This window comes from Enterobacter cloacae complex sp. IR5412 (assembly GCF_049237385.1).
Classification (GTDB): domain Bacteria; phylum Pseudomonadota; class Gammaproteobacteria; order Enterobacterales; family Enterobacteriaceae; genus Enterobacter; species Enterobacter intestinihominis.
In genome coordinates this window covers 80,064-94,783 of sequence record NZ_JBMKHQ010000010.1, presented here as the reverse complement: position 1 = coordinate 94,783, position 14,720 = coordinate 80,064, and the positions used below count along the sequence as shown (strand labels likewise).

15 protein-coding genes and 1 pseudogene are annotated in these 14,720 nt (G+C 54.7%); 8 read left to right on the top strand and 8 right to left on the bottom strand.

All coding sequences use genetic code 11. From position 1 onward, the window contains the following. Positions 1-5: 5 nt before the first annotated feature. From potG to nfsA, 5 genes are all read right to left on the bottom strand, one after another. Positions 6-1,139 (bottom strand): putrescine ABC transporter ATP-binding subunit PotG, encoded by a 1,134-nt coding sequence (potG, locus tag ACOTX2_RS17535; RefSeq protein ID WP_063148396.1) that lies wholly within the window; start codon positions 1,137-1,139, stop codon positions 6-8. Between the two features lie 143 nt (positions 1,140-1,282). Further along, a complete protein-coding gene (gene potF / locus ACOTX2_RS17530) occupies positions 1,283-2,395 on the bottom strand; it encodes a spermidine/putrescine ABC transporter substrate-binding protein PotF (protein WP_022647572.1) in 1,113 nt (370 codons plus the stop codon). Positions 2,396-2,745: 350 nt separating this feature from the next. Beyond that, positions 2,746-3,222 carry a YbjN domain-containing protein gene (locus ACOTX2_RS17525; RefSeq protein WP_022647571.1) on the bottom strand — a complete coding sequence of 159 codons (477 nt, stop codon included), beginning with the start codon at positions 3,220-3,222 and terminating at the stop codon, positions 2,746-2,748. Between the two features lie 63 nt (positions 3,223-3,285). Further along, complete coding sequence (rimK, locus tag ACOTX2_RS17520; protein WP_032621711.1) at positions 3,286-4,188, bottom strand: 30S ribosomal protein S6--L-glutamate ligase; 903 nt, start codon at positions 4,186-4,188, stop codon at positions 3,286-3,288. Positions 4,189-4,252: 64 nt separating this feature from the next. Beyond that, the gene (nfsA, locus tag ACOTX2_RS17515; RefSeq protein WP_063199592.1) at positions 4,253-4,975 is read right to left on the bottom strand and encodes a nitroreductase NfsA; all 723 of its coding nucleotides are present in this window, start codon (positions 4,973-4,975) and stop codon (positions 4,253-4,255) included. A 185-nt stretch (positions 4,976-5,160) separates the two neighbouring features. Here nfsA and ACOTX2_RS17510 point away from each other — a divergent pair, with 185 nt between their 5' ends. Further along, the gene (locus ACOTX2_RS17510; protein ID WP_014169305.1) at positions 5,161-5,430 is read left to right on the top strand and encodes a GrxA family glutaredoxin; all 270 of its coding nucleotides are present in this window, start codon (positions 5,161-5,163) and stop codon (positions 5,428-5,430) included. A gap of 30 nt (positions 5,431-5,460) precedes the next feature. Here the strand turns inward: ACOTX2_RS17510 and ACOTX2_RS17505 are convergent, their stop codons facing one another. Then, positions 5,461-5,835, bottom strand: a complete 375-nt coding sequence (locus ACOTX2_RS17505; protein WP_023299682.1) for an inner membrane protein YbjM — start codon at positions 5,833-5,835, stop codon at positions 5,461-5,463. Between the two features lie 274 nt (positions 5,836-6,109). Here ACOTX2_RS17505 and ACOTX2_RS17500 point away from each other — a divergent pair, with 274 nt between their 5' ends. Continuing rightward, positions 6,110-7,795, top strand: coding sequence for an aspartate:alanine antiporter (locus tag ACOTX2_RS17500; RefSeq protein WP_001024855.1), 1,686 nt, complete (start codon positions 6,110-6,112; stop codon positions 7,793-7,795). Positions 7,796-8,217: 422 nt separating this feature from the next. Here the strand turns inward: ACOTX2_RS17500 and ACOTX2_RS17495 are convergent, their stop codons facing one another. Beyond that, entirely contained in the window at positions 8,218-8,862 is a 645-nt protein-coding gene (locus tag ACOTX2_RS17495; RefSeq protein WP_046618550.1) for a hypothetical protein, read from the bottom strand. A 197-nt stretch (positions 8,863-9,059) separates the two neighbouring features. Between ACOTX2_RS17495 and ACOTX2_RS17490 the strand changes: the two are divergent. From ACOTX2_RS17490 to arsC, 4 genes and pseudogenes are all read left to right on the top strand, one after another. Beyond that, positions 9,060-9,361, top strand: a pseudogene (locus ACOTX2_RS17490) (tlde1 domain-containing protein); the annotation flags it as partial. Between the two features lie 406 nt (positions 9,362-9,767). Next, positions 9,768-10,088 carry a metalloregulator ArsR/SmtB family transcription factor gene (locus tag ACOTX2_RS17485; protein ID WP_015571018.1) on the top strand — a complete coding sequence of 107 codons (321 nt, stop codon included), beginning with the start codon at positions 9,768-9,770 and terminating at the stop codon, positions 10,086-10,088. A 40-nt stretch (positions 10,089-10,128) separates the two neighbouring features. Continuing rightward, positions 10,129-11,418, top strand: a complete 1,290-nt coding sequence (locus tag ACOTX2_RS17480) for an arsenic transporter (protein ID WP_421625949.1) — start codon at positions 10,129-10,131, stop codon at positions 11,416-11,418. Positions 11,419-11,430: 12 nt separating this feature from the next. Further along, positions 11,431-11,856 (top strand): glutaredoxin-dependent arsenate reductase, encoded by a 426-nt coding sequence (arsC, locus tag ACOTX2_RS17475; RefSeq protein ID WP_063148397.1) that lies wholly within the window; start codon positions 11,431-11,433, stop codon positions 11,854-11,856. A 27-nt stretch (positions 11,857-11,883) separates the two neighbouring features. Here the strand turns inward: arsC and ACOTX2_RS17470 are convergent, their stop codons facing one another. Continuing rightward, positions 11,884-12,435, bottom strand: a complete 552-nt coding sequence (locus ACOTX2_RS17470) for a TetR/AcrR family transcriptional regulator (protein ID WP_063148398.1) — start codon at positions 12,433-12,435, stop codon at positions 11,884-11,886. Between the two features lie 82 nt (positions 12,436-12,517). On the opposite strand from ACOTX2_RS17470, the gene ACOTX2_RS17465 reads away from it, so the two are divergent. Continuing rightward, the gene (locus ACOTX2_RS17465; protein ID WP_023299676.1) at positions 12,518-13,732 is read left to right on the top strand and encodes an MFS transporter; all 1,215 of its coding nucleotides are present in this window, start codon (positions 12,518-12,520) and stop codon (positions 13,730-13,732) included. Next, positions 13,722-14,534 carry a Cof-type HAD-IIB family hydrolase gene (locus ACOTX2_RS17460; protein WP_022647558.1) on the top strand — a complete coding sequence of 271 codons (813 nt, stop codon included), beginning with the start codon at positions 13,722-13,724 and terminating at the stop codon, positions 14,532-14,534. The genes ACOTX2_RS17465 and ACOTX2_RS17460 overlap by 11 nt, the downstream gene beginning before the upstream one ends. Positions 14,535-14,720: the final 186 nt, after the last annotated feature.

The following is a 14,720-nucleotide window of genomic DNA, read 5'->3' as shown; positions in this document are numbered from 1 at the left end:
GCTCCTTATACCGTCAGGACTACGCAACTGTCCGCATCCCAGCACAGGCTCACTTCGTCGCCCCAGGTTGGCTGTCCCTTGCGATACCGGTGTTCGTTCTGTAACTGGGCGCTGAGCATCTGGCCGCTTTTCAGGCGGACATGGTAAATCGACAGATCGCCGAGATAGGCAATGTGTACCACTTCGCCCACGGCAAAGTTATAGCCATCGGCGGGCGGCTCATCGCAAAGCATGATTTTTTCCGGGCGCAGGGCAACGTAAACCGGCACGTTGTCCACCACGGAATTATCAGAATCAACCTTAAGCGGGTGCACCAGCCCCGGCGATTCAATCACCAGACCGTCGTCCTGGCGTTCCTTCAGCAGCCCTTCGAAGACGTTTACCGAGCCGATGAACTCCGCGCTGTAGCGGGTTGTCGGGTGTTCGTAAATCTCCTCCGGCTCGCCTATCTGCACGAACTTACCGCGATTCATGATCGCAATGCGCCCGGCCATGGTCATCGCCTCTTCCTGGTCGTGCGTCACCATCACGCAGGTCACCCCTACGCGCTCAAGGATATCCACCACTTCCAGCTGCATCCGGTCGCGCAGCTTTTTATCCAGCGCGCCCATCGGCTCGTCGAGCAGGAGTAATTTCGGCCGTTTGGCCAGACTTCTTGCCAGCGCCACGCGCTGACGCTGGCCGCCGGAAAGCTGATGCGGCTTACGCTTCGCGAACTCCTGCATGTGCACCAGGCTCAGCATCTCCGCCACGCGCGCGGTGATTTCGACTTTCGGCAGTTTGTCCTGCTTCAGGCCGAAGGCGATGTTCTGCTCGACGGTCATGTGCGGGAACAGGGCATAGGACTGGAACATCATGTTAATGGGCCGCTGGTACGGCGGCACGCTGGAGAGGTCTACCCCATCCAGCACGATCTGCCCGGCGGTAGGTTGTTCAAACCCGGCCAGCATGCGCAGCAGGGTCGATTTACCGCAGCCGGATGCGCCGAGCAAAGCAAAAATTTCACCTTTGTAGATCGTCAGGCTGACATCGTCCACGGCATGCTGGCCGTCGAAGGATTTGGTGAGGTTACGAATTTCAAGAAGCGGGGTCAGCGCTTTACGGACTTTCGCCTGCGGGCGGGGGATCGCGTCATTCACGGGGTGCTCTCCGGCATAGATCAACACTGGTGCAAACGCACCGTCAGGGTGCGCATCGCCGGGCGGCGCTAACGCTTGCCCGGCCTACGGGATTTGTCGGCCCGGTAAGCGACAGCGCCACCGGGCAACGATATCAAACGCCGTTACTTACCGCTTTTCACCTTCGTCCACGCGCGGGTACGCACACGGTCAATTTTCGGTTCCTGCACTTTCAGGGTGAACAGCTTGGCAAACACATCGGCTGGCGGGTAGATCGCCGGATTATTGCGGATTTCTTCGCTCACCAGCGGCACGGAGGCCTTGTTACCGTTGGCGTAGTAGACGTGGTCGCTGATGTGGGCAATCACTTCCGGGCGCATCAGGTAGTTGAGGAACTGATACGCTTCCTCTTTGTTTTTCGCATCAGCCGGCATCGCGAAGACGTCGAAGAACGCCAGCGCCCCCTCCTTCGGAATGAAGTAGGAAACATTCACACCGTTTTTCGCCTCTTTCGCACGGTTCGCTGCCTGCCAGACGTCACCCGCCCAGCCGATGGCCACGCAGATATCCCCGTTAGCCAGGTCGTTGATGTACTGAGAGGAGTGGAAGTAGCGAATATTCGGACGCAGCTTCAATAGCAGGTCGGTCGCCGGACCGGTGTAGTCGTCGGCCTTGCTGCTGTTTGGATCTTTGCCGAGATAGTTAAGCACGGTGGCGAAAATCTCTTCCGGCGCATCGAGGAAAGAGACGCCGCAGCTTTTCAGCTTCTCGAGATTTTCCGGCTTCAGCACCACGTCCCAGCTGTCCAGTTTGACGTCCGGGCCCAGCGCCGCTTTGACTTTATCCACGTTAAAGCCAATACCAGTGGTCGCCCACAGGTAAGGCATGGCGTATTTGTTGTCCGGATCATGCTTCGCCACCAGCTTCAGCACTTCCGGGTCAAGATTTTTCCAGTTCGATAACTTGTTCTTGTCCAGCGGCTGGAAGACACCGGCGGTCAGCTGACGCTCCAGGAAGCTTGCAGAGGGCACCACCAGGTCGAAACCGGTACTGCCCGCCATCAGTTTGCCTTCCAGTACTTCGTTGGAATCGAATACGTCGTAGACAACCTTAATGCCGGTCTCTTTTTCAAAATTCGCGACGGTGTCCGGCGCAATATAGTCAGACCAGTTATAGACGTGCAGCGTTTTTTGTTCCGCAGCGAGCGTGCCGGCAGAGACGGCCATCAGAGCACCCGCAACCAGACCCGATAACCATTTTTTATTCAAGGCGATCATATTGTTATTCCTTCTGAAAGCTCGTTAACAAACGAACCAAAACTGTGCAGCCTGAAGATATGCAATATTCATGCATAGTTTGTCGCTCTGCCCGAAATAAAATACACCCCTCTTCCCGGCAGGTTCCGCTCGCTTTTTTAAGCACCGCAAGAATAACTGTAGCCCGTGTCTCCGGCTATAGCCCAGACGAAAAAACGCCTTTTATCAATTTTTTATGCAGATTATGTCTACGTGATAAGCCGAAACGGCCCGAGAGGAGGTGAAAAATTCTTTAAAGAAAGGTTAAAAGCAGCAGAAAAAGCGGTGTTATGCAGCCGCTCTGGTAGCGACTGCGCAAAAGTCAGACAGGCTTAGTGGAGAAAATTGGAAGATGCATCATTATTCTCGGCATCATCTTCCGCGCTATACAGCAGGTGATGTGCGTTGGCTTCCATCATTACCATGGAAATTTGCTCTTCGCTCAGGCGCATAAACCAGGCGAACTGTTTGAAGGAGAGCCCCGCGCCGGAGAATAAAGACTGGCAAACCACCAGTTTCGGCAGATTATCATCCTGTATGTCGAGAAACGCTTTCACGGTCAAAGAACTGGCGTTAATCGCTGACAGATCGGATGCCAGTGCAAGCAGCGCTGAAGGCTTCACTTCAGCCAGCGCCGAGAACAGGATCACGTCGTTAATCAGATCGATTTTGGCATCAAAAATACCATCGAAATTTTGCATGTGAGGCAGATGCAGCGCCTGGCAGGAGTCGCATTCGAAAAAAGTAATACCGGCATCATCGAGCCATTGACGTAACGTATCCAGTGTAGGTACGACCTGTAAATCCATCGCTGTGCAGCCTCTTAAATAAAAACGTTGTCCAGCTTACGCAAAAAGTGCGCGCCGATCCATTTAACCGCCCGTTTTCAGGCAAAATCCCGGCGTCGCATGGCGTTCAATCCATGCGATCATTTTACCTGCAATATCGACGCCTGTGGTTTTTTCCACCCCTTCCAGCCCCGGCGAGGCGTTAACTTCCATCACCAGCGGCCCGCGGTCGGCACGCAGCAGATCGACCCCCGCCACGTCCAGGCCCAGCGTCTGCGCCGCTTTCACCGCAATCTCGCGCTCGCGCTCGCTGATAAGGGCCACCCGCGCGATACCGCCGCGGTGCAGGTTAGAGCGGAAGTCGCCCTCTTTCGCCTGCCGCTCTATGGCGGCCACCACTTCATCGCCCACCACAAAGCAGCGGATGTCGCACCCTTTGGCCTCTTTAATATACTCCTGCACCAGAATATGGGCATTCAGACCGCGAAAGGCGTCAATCACGCTTTCCGCCGCCTGACGCGTCTCCGCCAGTACCACCCCAATACCCTGCGTGCCTTCCACCAGCTTAATGACCAACGGCGCACCACCCACCATGTCGATTAAATCGCTGGTGTCGTCCGGGGAGTGAGCAATCCCGGTGACGGGCAGATCGATCCCCTGGCGCGCCAGCAGCTGCAGCGAGCGCAGCTTATCGCGGGCGCGTGAGATCGCCACGGACTCGTTGAGCGGATAGCTTCCCAGCATTTCAAACTGGCGCAGCGCGGCCGTGCCGTAATAGGTGATCTGGGAGCCAATGCGGGGAATTACCGCATCAAAATGCGGGAGTTTGCGGCCTTTGTAATGAATCGACGACGCCGCAGGGTCGATGTTCATATAGCAGGACATCGGATCGAGGATCTCAACCTGATGTCCGCGTTTCGCCGCCGCTTCTCGCAGGCGTTTACATGAATAGAGCGTTCCATCCCGGGACAATATGGCAATTTTCACCCTGCACCTCTCTAAAGACATGGGAAAAGCCTGCCTATCATACACGAGGCGCAGGAGGAAGGGACTATCGCGTTGCCCAGCCCTGTTTGTGCAGGTAATCAAGAATGAACGGGCGGTTTTCTTTAATGATGGTGCGACGAATATGGTCGCTCCAGGTGTCGCGGCGGTTGTTGCTGTCGCGCGTCAGATAGTAGTTCGCCAGCTCTTCATCGTAGTGATGCAGAACGTCCTGATCGACCGGCTGGTAGTGGTTTTCATGCACCAGCATCGCAGCAGGAATACGCGGCTTCAGATCCGGGTTATCCGCCGGCCAGCCGAGGCACAGACCAAACAGCGGCAACACGTGTTTCGGCAGCTTCAGCAGTTGCGTCACGCTTTCGATGTTATTACGCAGCCCGCCGATATAGACGCCGCCAAGCCCCAGCGATTCCGCCGCCGTGAACGCGTTTTGCGCCATCAATGCCGTATCCACCACGCCCAGCAGCAGCTGTTCCGCCAGCCCCAGCTCCGCCTCAGGACAGATTTGCAGGTGACGGTTAAAATCGGCGCAGAACACCCAGAACTCAGCCGCCTGGGCAACGTGCTTTTGTCCGCCCGTCAGCGTTACCAGCTGCTCACGCATCGCCGGATCGGTGATGCGGATAATGGAGCTGCACTGCAAAAAGCTGGAGCTGGAGGTGCCTCTTGCGCTGTCGATGATCGCGTCCCGCTGCGCCTGGGTGATCGGCTCATCGGTGAAATGGCGAATGGAACGGTGGGAACGAAGCAGGTCAATGGTTGGCGTCATTTTGTCTCTCTTTGTATTGCGTAAAACGTATGGCAGCCAGTATAGGCAATGATCCACCTGATGTAATTGGCGAAACATAGCCTGACTGTATCAAAGTGACAGGTGAAACCTTCTTTCCATGACGGCAGGTTATCGTGCACTATAGGGATTATTCGCCGTCAGGCTTGTTTTTTGAGGAGAGAGAAATGTTTGCAGTAATTTTTGGTCGTCCAGGATGCCCTTACTGTGTGCGCGCGAAAGAGCTGGCTGAGAAACTGACTGAAGAACGTGATGATTTCAACTTCCGCTACGTGGATATCCACGCGGAAGGCATCAGCAAAGCCGATCTGGAAAAAACCGTGGGTAAACCGGTTGAAACCGTGCCGCAAATCTTCCTCGATCAGAAACACATCGGCGGCTGCACCGATTTCGAAGCGTACGCCAAAGAGCACCTGGGCCTGTTTGCCGCTCAGTAATGCTAAGACGCCCTCACCCTGAGGGCGTTTTTATTTATGGTGCTTCCGCTGTTGCAGCAGGCTGCGCATAAATAAGAAACAGAGCGCCCCCAGCGCACACCAGAAAACGCCACTTAGTAGCCACGCCACTTCCTGCCAGACGCTTCTCGACGAGAGAAACAGCACGCGCATCAGAAGCAGGCAGAGGGGCGCCGCAAGGATGGCCCCCAGCAGCGGCATTACCACCTCGCCTTTGCGCGAGAGAAAACTGGCCACTACCCCCGGCAGGATGAAGAACAACAGGCCCAGCTCGGGATGACCGGACGCTCTGAAGGCGCCCTTCACATTAAAAGCAAGCGACATGCAAACGACCGTAAACAGCAAAAAGCAGCTGATTACGCCAACCCAGTTTCGTTTAAAGTTCAAACTATCCTCCTGACTTATCTCTATCAAATACAAAAATCGTCCGGTGGACGCCCAGTCAGATAAAGCATTGCGGCAATCCTTGCCAAAACACGCACACAAGTCGTGCGATAATAGGTGGCTGTCGGTAGCTATTACGATTAAACTAACCGCCTGCTAGTGTTTAGGGTATTTATCAGGAAGCAGGGAGGTGCAAAGTGATTCCCTGACTCTGAAAACAGTAGCCCAAATAGTCCTTTCATTCAACAACTTACTGGTAAACAAGAAGTTAGCCTCCGTGAATATAAACGTCGCAGACTTGTTAAATGGGAATTACATCCTGTTATTATTTGTGGTACTGGCACTGGGCCTTTGTCTGGGTAAATTGCGCCTGGGTTCAGTTCAACTTGGTAATTCCATTGGCGTTTTAGTCGTCTCCCTGTTATTAGGTCAGCAACATTTCAGTATTAACACGGACGCGCTTAACTTAGGTTTCATGCTGTTTATTTTCTGCGTTGGCGTGGAAGCCGGTCCGAACTTTTTTTCCATTTTCTTCCGAGACGGCAAAAATTATCTGATGCTGGCGCTGGTGATGGTCGGCAGCGCCCTGCTGATTGCGTTAGGGCTGGGCAAACTGTTTGGCTGGGACATCGGCTTAACGGCCGGTATGCTGGCAGGCTCGATGACCTCCACGCCGGTGCTTGTTGGCGCGGGGGATACGCTTCGTCATTCTGGCATGGCAGGCACGCAGCTTTCCGCCGCGCTGGATAACCTGAGCCTGGGCTATGCCCTGACCTATCTGATTGGTCTGGTGAGCCTGATTGTTGGCGCGCGCTATCTGCCAAAACTTCAGCATCAGGATCTCCAGACCAGCGCCCAAACCATTGCCCGAGAGCGTGGTCTGGATACGGACTCCAAACGTAAAGTTTACCTGCCGGTGATCCGCGCCTACCGCGTCGGGCCAGAGCTGGTTGCCTGGACCGACGGGAAAAACCTGCGCGAGCTGGGGATCTACCGTCAGACCGGCTGCTACATCGAACGTATCCGTCGTAACGGCATTCTGGCAAACCCGGACGGTGACGCAGTACTCCAGATGGGCGATGACATCGCTCTGGTTGGTTACCCGGACGCCCACGCGCGTCTCGATCCGAGCTTCCGCAACGGGAAAGAAGTGTTCGACCGCGACCTGCTGGACATGCGTATCGTCACCGAAGAGATTGTGGTGAAGAACCACAACGCCGTGGGCCGCCGTCTGGCGCAGTTGAAGCTGACCGACCACGGCTGTTTCCTCAATCGCGTGATCCGCAGCCAGATTGAAATGCCTATCGACGATAACGTGGTGCTTAATAAAGGCGATGTGTTGCAGGTCAGCGGCGATGCCCGACGTGTTAAAACCGTTGCCGACCGTATCGGCTTTATCTCGATCCACAGCCAGGTGACGGACCTGTTAGCCTTCTGCGCCTTCTTCATTGTTGGCCTGATGATCGGGATGATCACCTTCCAGTTCAGTAACTTTAGCTTCGGCATCGGTAACGCTGCCGGTCTGCTGTTCGCCGGGATCATGCTGGGCTTCCTGCGAGCGAACCATCCCACCTTCGGCTACATCCCTCAGGGAGCGCTGAACATGGTGAAAGAGTTCGGTCTGATGGTCTTTATGGCGGGTGTCGGCTTAAGCGCCGGGAGCGGCATTGGCAATGGCCTGGGTGCGGTCGGCTGGCAAATGTTGGTTTCCGGACTTATCGTCAGCCTGGTACCGGTAGTCATCTGCTTCCTGTTCGGCGCCTACGTGCTCCGCATGAACCGCGCCCTGCTCTTCGGCGCGATGATGGGCGCGCGCACCTGCGCACCGGCAATGGAGATCATCAGCGACACCGCGCGCAGCAACATCCCGGCGCTGGGCTATGCAGGCACCTACGCCATCGCAAACGTGCTGCTGACGCTGGCAGGTACGCTGATCATCATTATCTGGCCAGGACTCGGATAAATCTCAAGATTGCGTGTGGCTGAAAAAATTTTCGTTACGCGCAGAACTTTTTACGCAGGGTGCAGTCATAACTAGTGCCACTGCTTTTCTTTGATGTCCCCAATTTGTGGAGCCCATCAACCCCGCCATTTTTGGTTCAAGGTTGATGGGTTTTTTGTTTCCCTAAAAAATAGCTTTTAAATTCAATCAATTGCATAGTTTCGGGTTATTGGCGACATTATGCGACGGATTTTTTGTATGTCAGGTTTGATTCGACAAAATCGAGCGATAAAGCTCACCCGCCTCTAATTTTTGCGGCTCCGTATGAAAGCACATAGCCAACTATCAACGCCCCAAAACACCCGGTGAATTTCATCCATGTACTTTCAAACCAGAAGAATGACCCCATAGCAAAAAGCACAGCCAGAAAGGTGATAGTTCCCTCAATTGCGTGGGACATTAACGATTTTACAAATTTCATTCTGTATTCCTTTGCAATCAATAGGGTGTCCTTCAATGAACACCAGGTAAGGCTCTAACTGCTGTTCAACGAGAAAGTAGACCATATCCAGACTCTCTTTTGACACCCTGGCGTATGTAGAGGGATATTTGGCTTTCATCCGTCTTGACGCTCTGGCTGATTCTTCAATGATTCCCTGAAACATCACGACGTTTAACGCTGCTGAAGCGCTGAACCGAATAAAATGCTTGTACGCCTGATCAATCGCCAGACGATTCAACATCAGACTTGCGGTTGTCTGTGCCAAAGCTATTTGCCCTGCTGCTCGCCCACCAACGCTCCCGGCTCCGTAACCCAATTTATTGTTTACGGCCTCTTTACCATCATCATTGAGTTTCTGATAGAACGACGTGAAAACGATAGTTATCAGTCTGCGTAATGGTGACTCAGCATTACCCAGGCTCTTGAGCATATAGAAAAAACGCTCCGTCTCAGCCTGGTTTCTTTGTTTAGCGCTATCCCCGGCAAGCCCGCTTCCCTCCCAGCTTCTTACAACGCCCATGTAAGCTGTGTTCGGTATGGAGGAGATCCCATCGAGAATCCCTAATGCAACCTGTTTAATATCCATATCTCATACGTATTGTTCTGAACCCGAACAAAGAATAACCAAAGCTCACGGGCGCTTCCAGACGTAATTTTTCAGTTTCCCAGAAATCCTTAAATTCCCCTTGTACCGTGCCAGCTCTGCCCTGTCGCCCGGTTGCGCCGTTAAAACAAGAAACCCAAACGATCCTCCAAATCTCACATAAAATTATTTTTTATCTTAACCAATGGAACAAAATAAGATCCGGTGCGGAATTTGGCCGTGATGAGTGGTTTGCTTTATATAAGGATGACTGGGGAATCGACGATGGAACATGGATTGATCACGTCTATCGCGGGCTGTTCAGACTCCATCCCGGTACAGTGTCAGAAGGGTGTATATCAATCGCCCATAACTCCGATTAGCATTAATCCGTAACGCTCTTATGAACACAGAGCTTATTCAGGTTCCATGTATGCGTTCACATATGGCTCGCGGCTGTATTGAGGTTATTGACGGTGGATATCACTACCCTTGCCTGTAAATGGGGCTCAAGACTACTTAAGGCCGTCTGGTTTGCGTTAATTAGCTTTCTGCTAGGACGCACGCTGGGTCCTTCAACAGCTTATATTAACCACGACGTTGCAACTGCTATTTGCGGCTTCATCTATGGTGATATTAATGCGGAGACAATGTACGAAACATATACAAATATTGATATTTTGATTCTGTTAACATCTGCAACGATCGTCTGTCTCATAACATTGAAGATATTCAACAAAACCAGGAATCATTAATCTTCTAATCCCGCCCTGTCTGTGGCTCAAAGACGACGGCTCAACGTAATGGTACTTCACTGAGGACATTTATTTGCCCTTATTGCCCTTCCCTCACTCGCCACAAACATATATGATTTAATGTATATGACAAAAACCACGCAGGATCGCCAGATGCTTCACCCCGTTCAGCTCTTCAAAACCCTCTCCGATGAAACGCGGCTCTCCATCGTCATGCTTCTGCGTGAAGCGGGCGAGCTGTGCGTCTGCGATCTCTGCTCCGCTACCAACGAGCCGCAGCCGAAAGTCTCCCGCCACATGGCCTTACTGCGCGAGGCCGGGCTGGCCATCGACCGTCGCGAGGGTAAGTGGATCTACTACCGTCTCTCTCCCAACATGCCTGCATGGGCGGCAACCGTTATCGACACCAGCTGGAACTGCCTGCGGGAAGAGACACGTATGAAGCTGAAAAACCGCCTCCCGGGCTCGTGCTGACCACAACACATTCACAAAAACAGATATAACGGAGTAAAAGATGTTTCTGGCAGGGGCTATTTTTCTGTTTACGCTGGTACTGGTTATCTGGCAGCCCAAAGGGCTCAGTATCGGCTGGAGTGCCACCATTGGCGCCGCGCTGGCGCTGGCGAGCGGTGTGATCCACGTTAACGACATTCCGGTGGTCTGGAACATCGTCTGGAATGCGACGGCCACGTTTATCGCGGTAATCGTTATCAGTTTGCTGCTGGATGAGTCCGGTTTTTTCGAGTGGGCGGCGCTGCACGTTGCTCGCTGGGGAAACGGTCGCGGGCGGTTGCTGTTTACCTGGATCGTGCTGCTGGGTGCGGCCGTGGCGGCGCTGTTCGCCAATGACGGTGCGGCATTGATCCTGACGCCTATCGTTATCGCCATGCTGCTGGCGCTGGGGTTCAGCAAGCAGGCCACGCTGGCGTTCGTGATGGCGGCGGGATTTATCGCCGATACCGCCAGCCTGCCGCTGATTGTCTCCAACCTGGTCAACATCGTCTCAGCGGACTTCTTTAAGCTGGGCTTTAGCGAATACGCCTCGGTGATGATCCCGGTTGATATCGCCGCAATTGCCGCGACGCTGGTGATGCTGCATCTGTTCTTCCGCAAGGAAATACCGCCGGAATATGACCTGGCAAAACTCCGCGAGCCCGCACGGGCCATTCATGACCTGCCGACGTTCAGAACGGGCTGGATCGTGCTGCTGCTACTGCTCGTCGGTTTCTTTGTGCTTGAACCTCTGGGTATCCCGGTCAGCGCTATCGCAACAACTGGCGCGCTGATTTTATTTGCCGTTGCTAAACGCGGGCACGCCATTAACACCGGGAAAGTGCTGCGCGGCGCACCCTGGCAGATCGTTATCTTTTCGCTGGGGATGTATCGGGTGGTGTATGGCCTGCGTAATGCCGGGCTGACGGAGTCTCTTTCAGGCGTTCTTGATCGCTTAGCCGGACACGGACTCTGGGCCACTACGCTGGGAACCGGATTTATCACCGCCTTTCTGTCATCCATAATGAACAATATGCCAACGGTATTGATCGGCGCGCTCTCCATTGAGGGTAGTGCGGCAACAGGCTTGATTAAGGAGGCGATGATTTACGCTAACGTGATTGGCTGCGATCTGGGGCCGAAAATCACCCCCATCGGTAGCCTGGCTACCCTGCTATGGCTTCATGTGCTGGCACAGAAAAACATGACCATTACCTGGGGCTACTATTTCAGGACGGGCATCATAATGACGCTGCCGGTTCTGTTTGTGACGCTCGCCGCGCTGGCGCTACGTCTCTCCTTCACACTGTAATGAGTAACGGATATGAGCAACATCACTATCTACCACAACCCGGCCTGCGGCACGTCGCGCAATACGCTGGAGATGATCCGTAACAGCGGTACGGAACCCGAAATTATTCTCTATCTTGAGAACCCACCGTCGCGTGATGAATTGACCAGGCTGATTGCAGACATGGGGATTTCCGTATGCGATCTGCTGCGCAAAAACGTCGAGCCTTATGAGCAACTGGGCCTTGCCGGGGGAAATTTCACCGATGACCAGCTTATCGATTTCATGCTGCTGGACCCCATTCTGATTAACCGTCCGATTGTGGTGACGCCGCTGGGTACACGTCTGTGCCGCCCTTCTGAAGTCGTTCTCGACATCCTTCCGGACGCGCAAAAAGGGGCATTTACAAAGGAAGATGGCGAAGTCGTCGTTGACGCCAGCGGGAAAAAAATCTCCTGACATCAGGCGTGGCCGGGGCGAGCGCTATCAAACGGTATCCTCGCCTGCAATCCGTCCCACTATCGACCGGATCTCCTCCCGGGTTAACGGCGACCGGTCGGTTACAAAATGCAGCGTCATCCCCTCGATAAACGCATCCAGCGCACGGGCGGTGGCCGGATCAAACCACTGCTCAAGCGTAGTCTGGCTCATCTTCATCCAGTCCTGCATCACCGTTTTCAGCGCGGCGCTGCGGTGCATAAAAGCGTACAGCTGATACATCAGCGCCATATTGTGTGGCGTGGTCACGGCTGAACTGTGGATCAGCGTGGTAATGGCCTCGCACGCCCTCTCCCGCCCGGTCACCCCCGCGAAGAAATCCCGGTACTGCTGAGACATCTGCTGCGTAAACCACGTGAACGCCTCCTCCAGAAGCGACTCCATCCCGTCGAAATAGTAGGTCATCGACCCCAGCGGTACGCCTGCGCAGGTGGCAATTTTGCGGTGCGTGACGGCATGAATACCGTGCTCAGCAATGGTGTCCAGCGTCGCCTGGAGTATCTTCTCGCGGCGGTTAGGGTCGTTTGGTGGTCTGCTCATAAAATCCTCATCCGGTTTATGTACAAATGTACACAAAGTTGCTAGTGTTGTCGCTATTGTTGTACTTCTGGTGCTGATCCCAATGACGCTAACTTCTCCTCGCAAAGCCCTGCATCTGCGCATGTGGGCGCTGTTTATGTTCTTCTTCATCCCCGGGCTGCTGATGGCTTCCTGGGCAACGCGCACCCCGGCAATCCGCGATACGCTATCCGTCTCGACGGCGGAGATGGGGATCGTACTGTTTGGCCTGTCGATTGGCTCGATGAGCGGCATCCTCTGCTCGGCCTGGCTGGTGAAGCGCTTTGGCACGCGCGCGGTGATCCGCACCACCATGTGCTGCGCCGTGGTGGGAATGTTCGCTTTGAGCGTGGCGCTGTGGTTCGCCTCGCCGCTGATGTTTGCCCTTGGGCTGATGGTATTTGGCGGCAGCTTTGGTGCGGCTGAAGTGGCCATTAACGTCGAGGGGGCCGCCGTCGAACAGGCGATGAACAAAACGGTGCTGCCCATGATGCATGGCTTTTACAGTCTCGGCACGCTGGCGGGCGCGGGCGTGGGGATGGCGCTGACGGCGCTGGGCATTGCGGCCAATGTGCACATTTTGCTGGCGGCGCTGGTCTGTATTATCCCGATCCTCACCGGCATCAGGGCTATTCCCGCAGGCACAGGACAACACGCCTCGGACGAACAGAAGTCTGCGGCAAAAGGGTTGCCCTTCTATCGTGATTTCCAGCTAATGCTGATTGGCGTGGTGGTGCTGGCGATGGCATTTGCTGAAGGCTCCGCCAACGACTGGCTACCGTTGCTGATGGTGGACGGGCACGGATTTAGCCCCACCTCCGGCTCGCTGATCTACGCTGGATTTACGCTCGGCATGACCGTCGGACGCTTTACCGGCGGCTGGTTTATCGACCGTTACAGCCGCGTGGCGGTCGTCCGTGCCAGCGCCCTGCTGGGTGGGCTGGGCATCGCGATGATCATCTTTGTGGATGTGGACTGGATTGCCGGTGTGTCGGTGATCCTGTGGGGGCTGGGCGCCTCCCTTGGCTTCCCGCTGACCATTTCCGCTGCCAGCGATACCGGTCCCGATGCGCCGACGCGCGTGAGCGTTGTGGCGACCACGGGCTACCTTGCCTTCCTGGTGGGGCCACCGTTGCTTGGATTCCTCGGTGAGCACTACGGGTTGCGCAGCGCCATGCTGGTGGTGTTAGGGTTAGTGATTATTGCCGCCCTGGTGGCGCGTGCGGTGGCAAAACCGGAAGCAGAACAAACGACAATGGAGAAGGGATATGAGCGTTAAACTGATTGCAGTCGACATGGATGGCTCCTTCCTGAGCGATGCGAAAACCTATAATCGCGCGCGTTTTCTGGCGCAGTACGCGCGTATGAAAGCGCAAGGCATCCGTTTTGTGGTCGCCAGCGGAAACCAGTACTACCAGTTGATCTCATTTTTCCCCGAGATCGCCCATGAAATCGCTTTCGTCGCCGAAAACGGCGGCTGGGTGGTGGATGCGGGCGAAGACGTGTTTAACGGCGAACTGTCGAAAGAGCATTTTCTGACCGTCGCCACCCTGTTAAACGACGTGCCCGGCATTGAGATAATTGCCTGCGGAAAAAACAGCGCCTACACGCTGAAAACGTATAACGACCTCTTCAAAGAGATTGCGGCGAAATACTATCACCGCCTTGAAAGCGTCAGCAGCTTTGACAACCTCAACGATATTTTCTTCAAGTTCGGGCTTAACGTCTCTGACGACGAAATACCGCGCATTCAGGCGCTGCTGCATGAGAAGCTTGGCGACATCATGGTGCCGGTGACCACGGGTCACGGCAGTATCGACCTGATAATCCCTGGCGTGCACAAAGCTAACGGCCTGCGGATCCTGCAAGCGCGCTGGGGCATTGAGGACAGTGAAGTGGTGGCTTTTGGTGACAGCGGTAACGACGTGGAGATGCTGCGCCAGGCTGGGTTTGGCTTCGCGATGGCCAACGCCAGACCGCATATAAAGGCTGTGGCCCGCTATGAAGCGCCGAACAATAATGACGAAGGGGTGCTGGACGTGATTGATATGGTGCTGGAGGGGAAGGCGCCGTTTAATTGATTCCGTGCGCTCTGGTGCCTTCACCCTAACCCTCTCCCACAGGGCTGAGGGTTCCCCACAAAATAATGCCTGCACAGATGGCCCCCTCTCCCTTGAGGGAGAGGGCTGGGGTGAGGGGGAACATACGGCTCTGGTGGTCATTCCGTTCACTTTATGTTCCTTGCTACTCTGTCACGACATGACCGG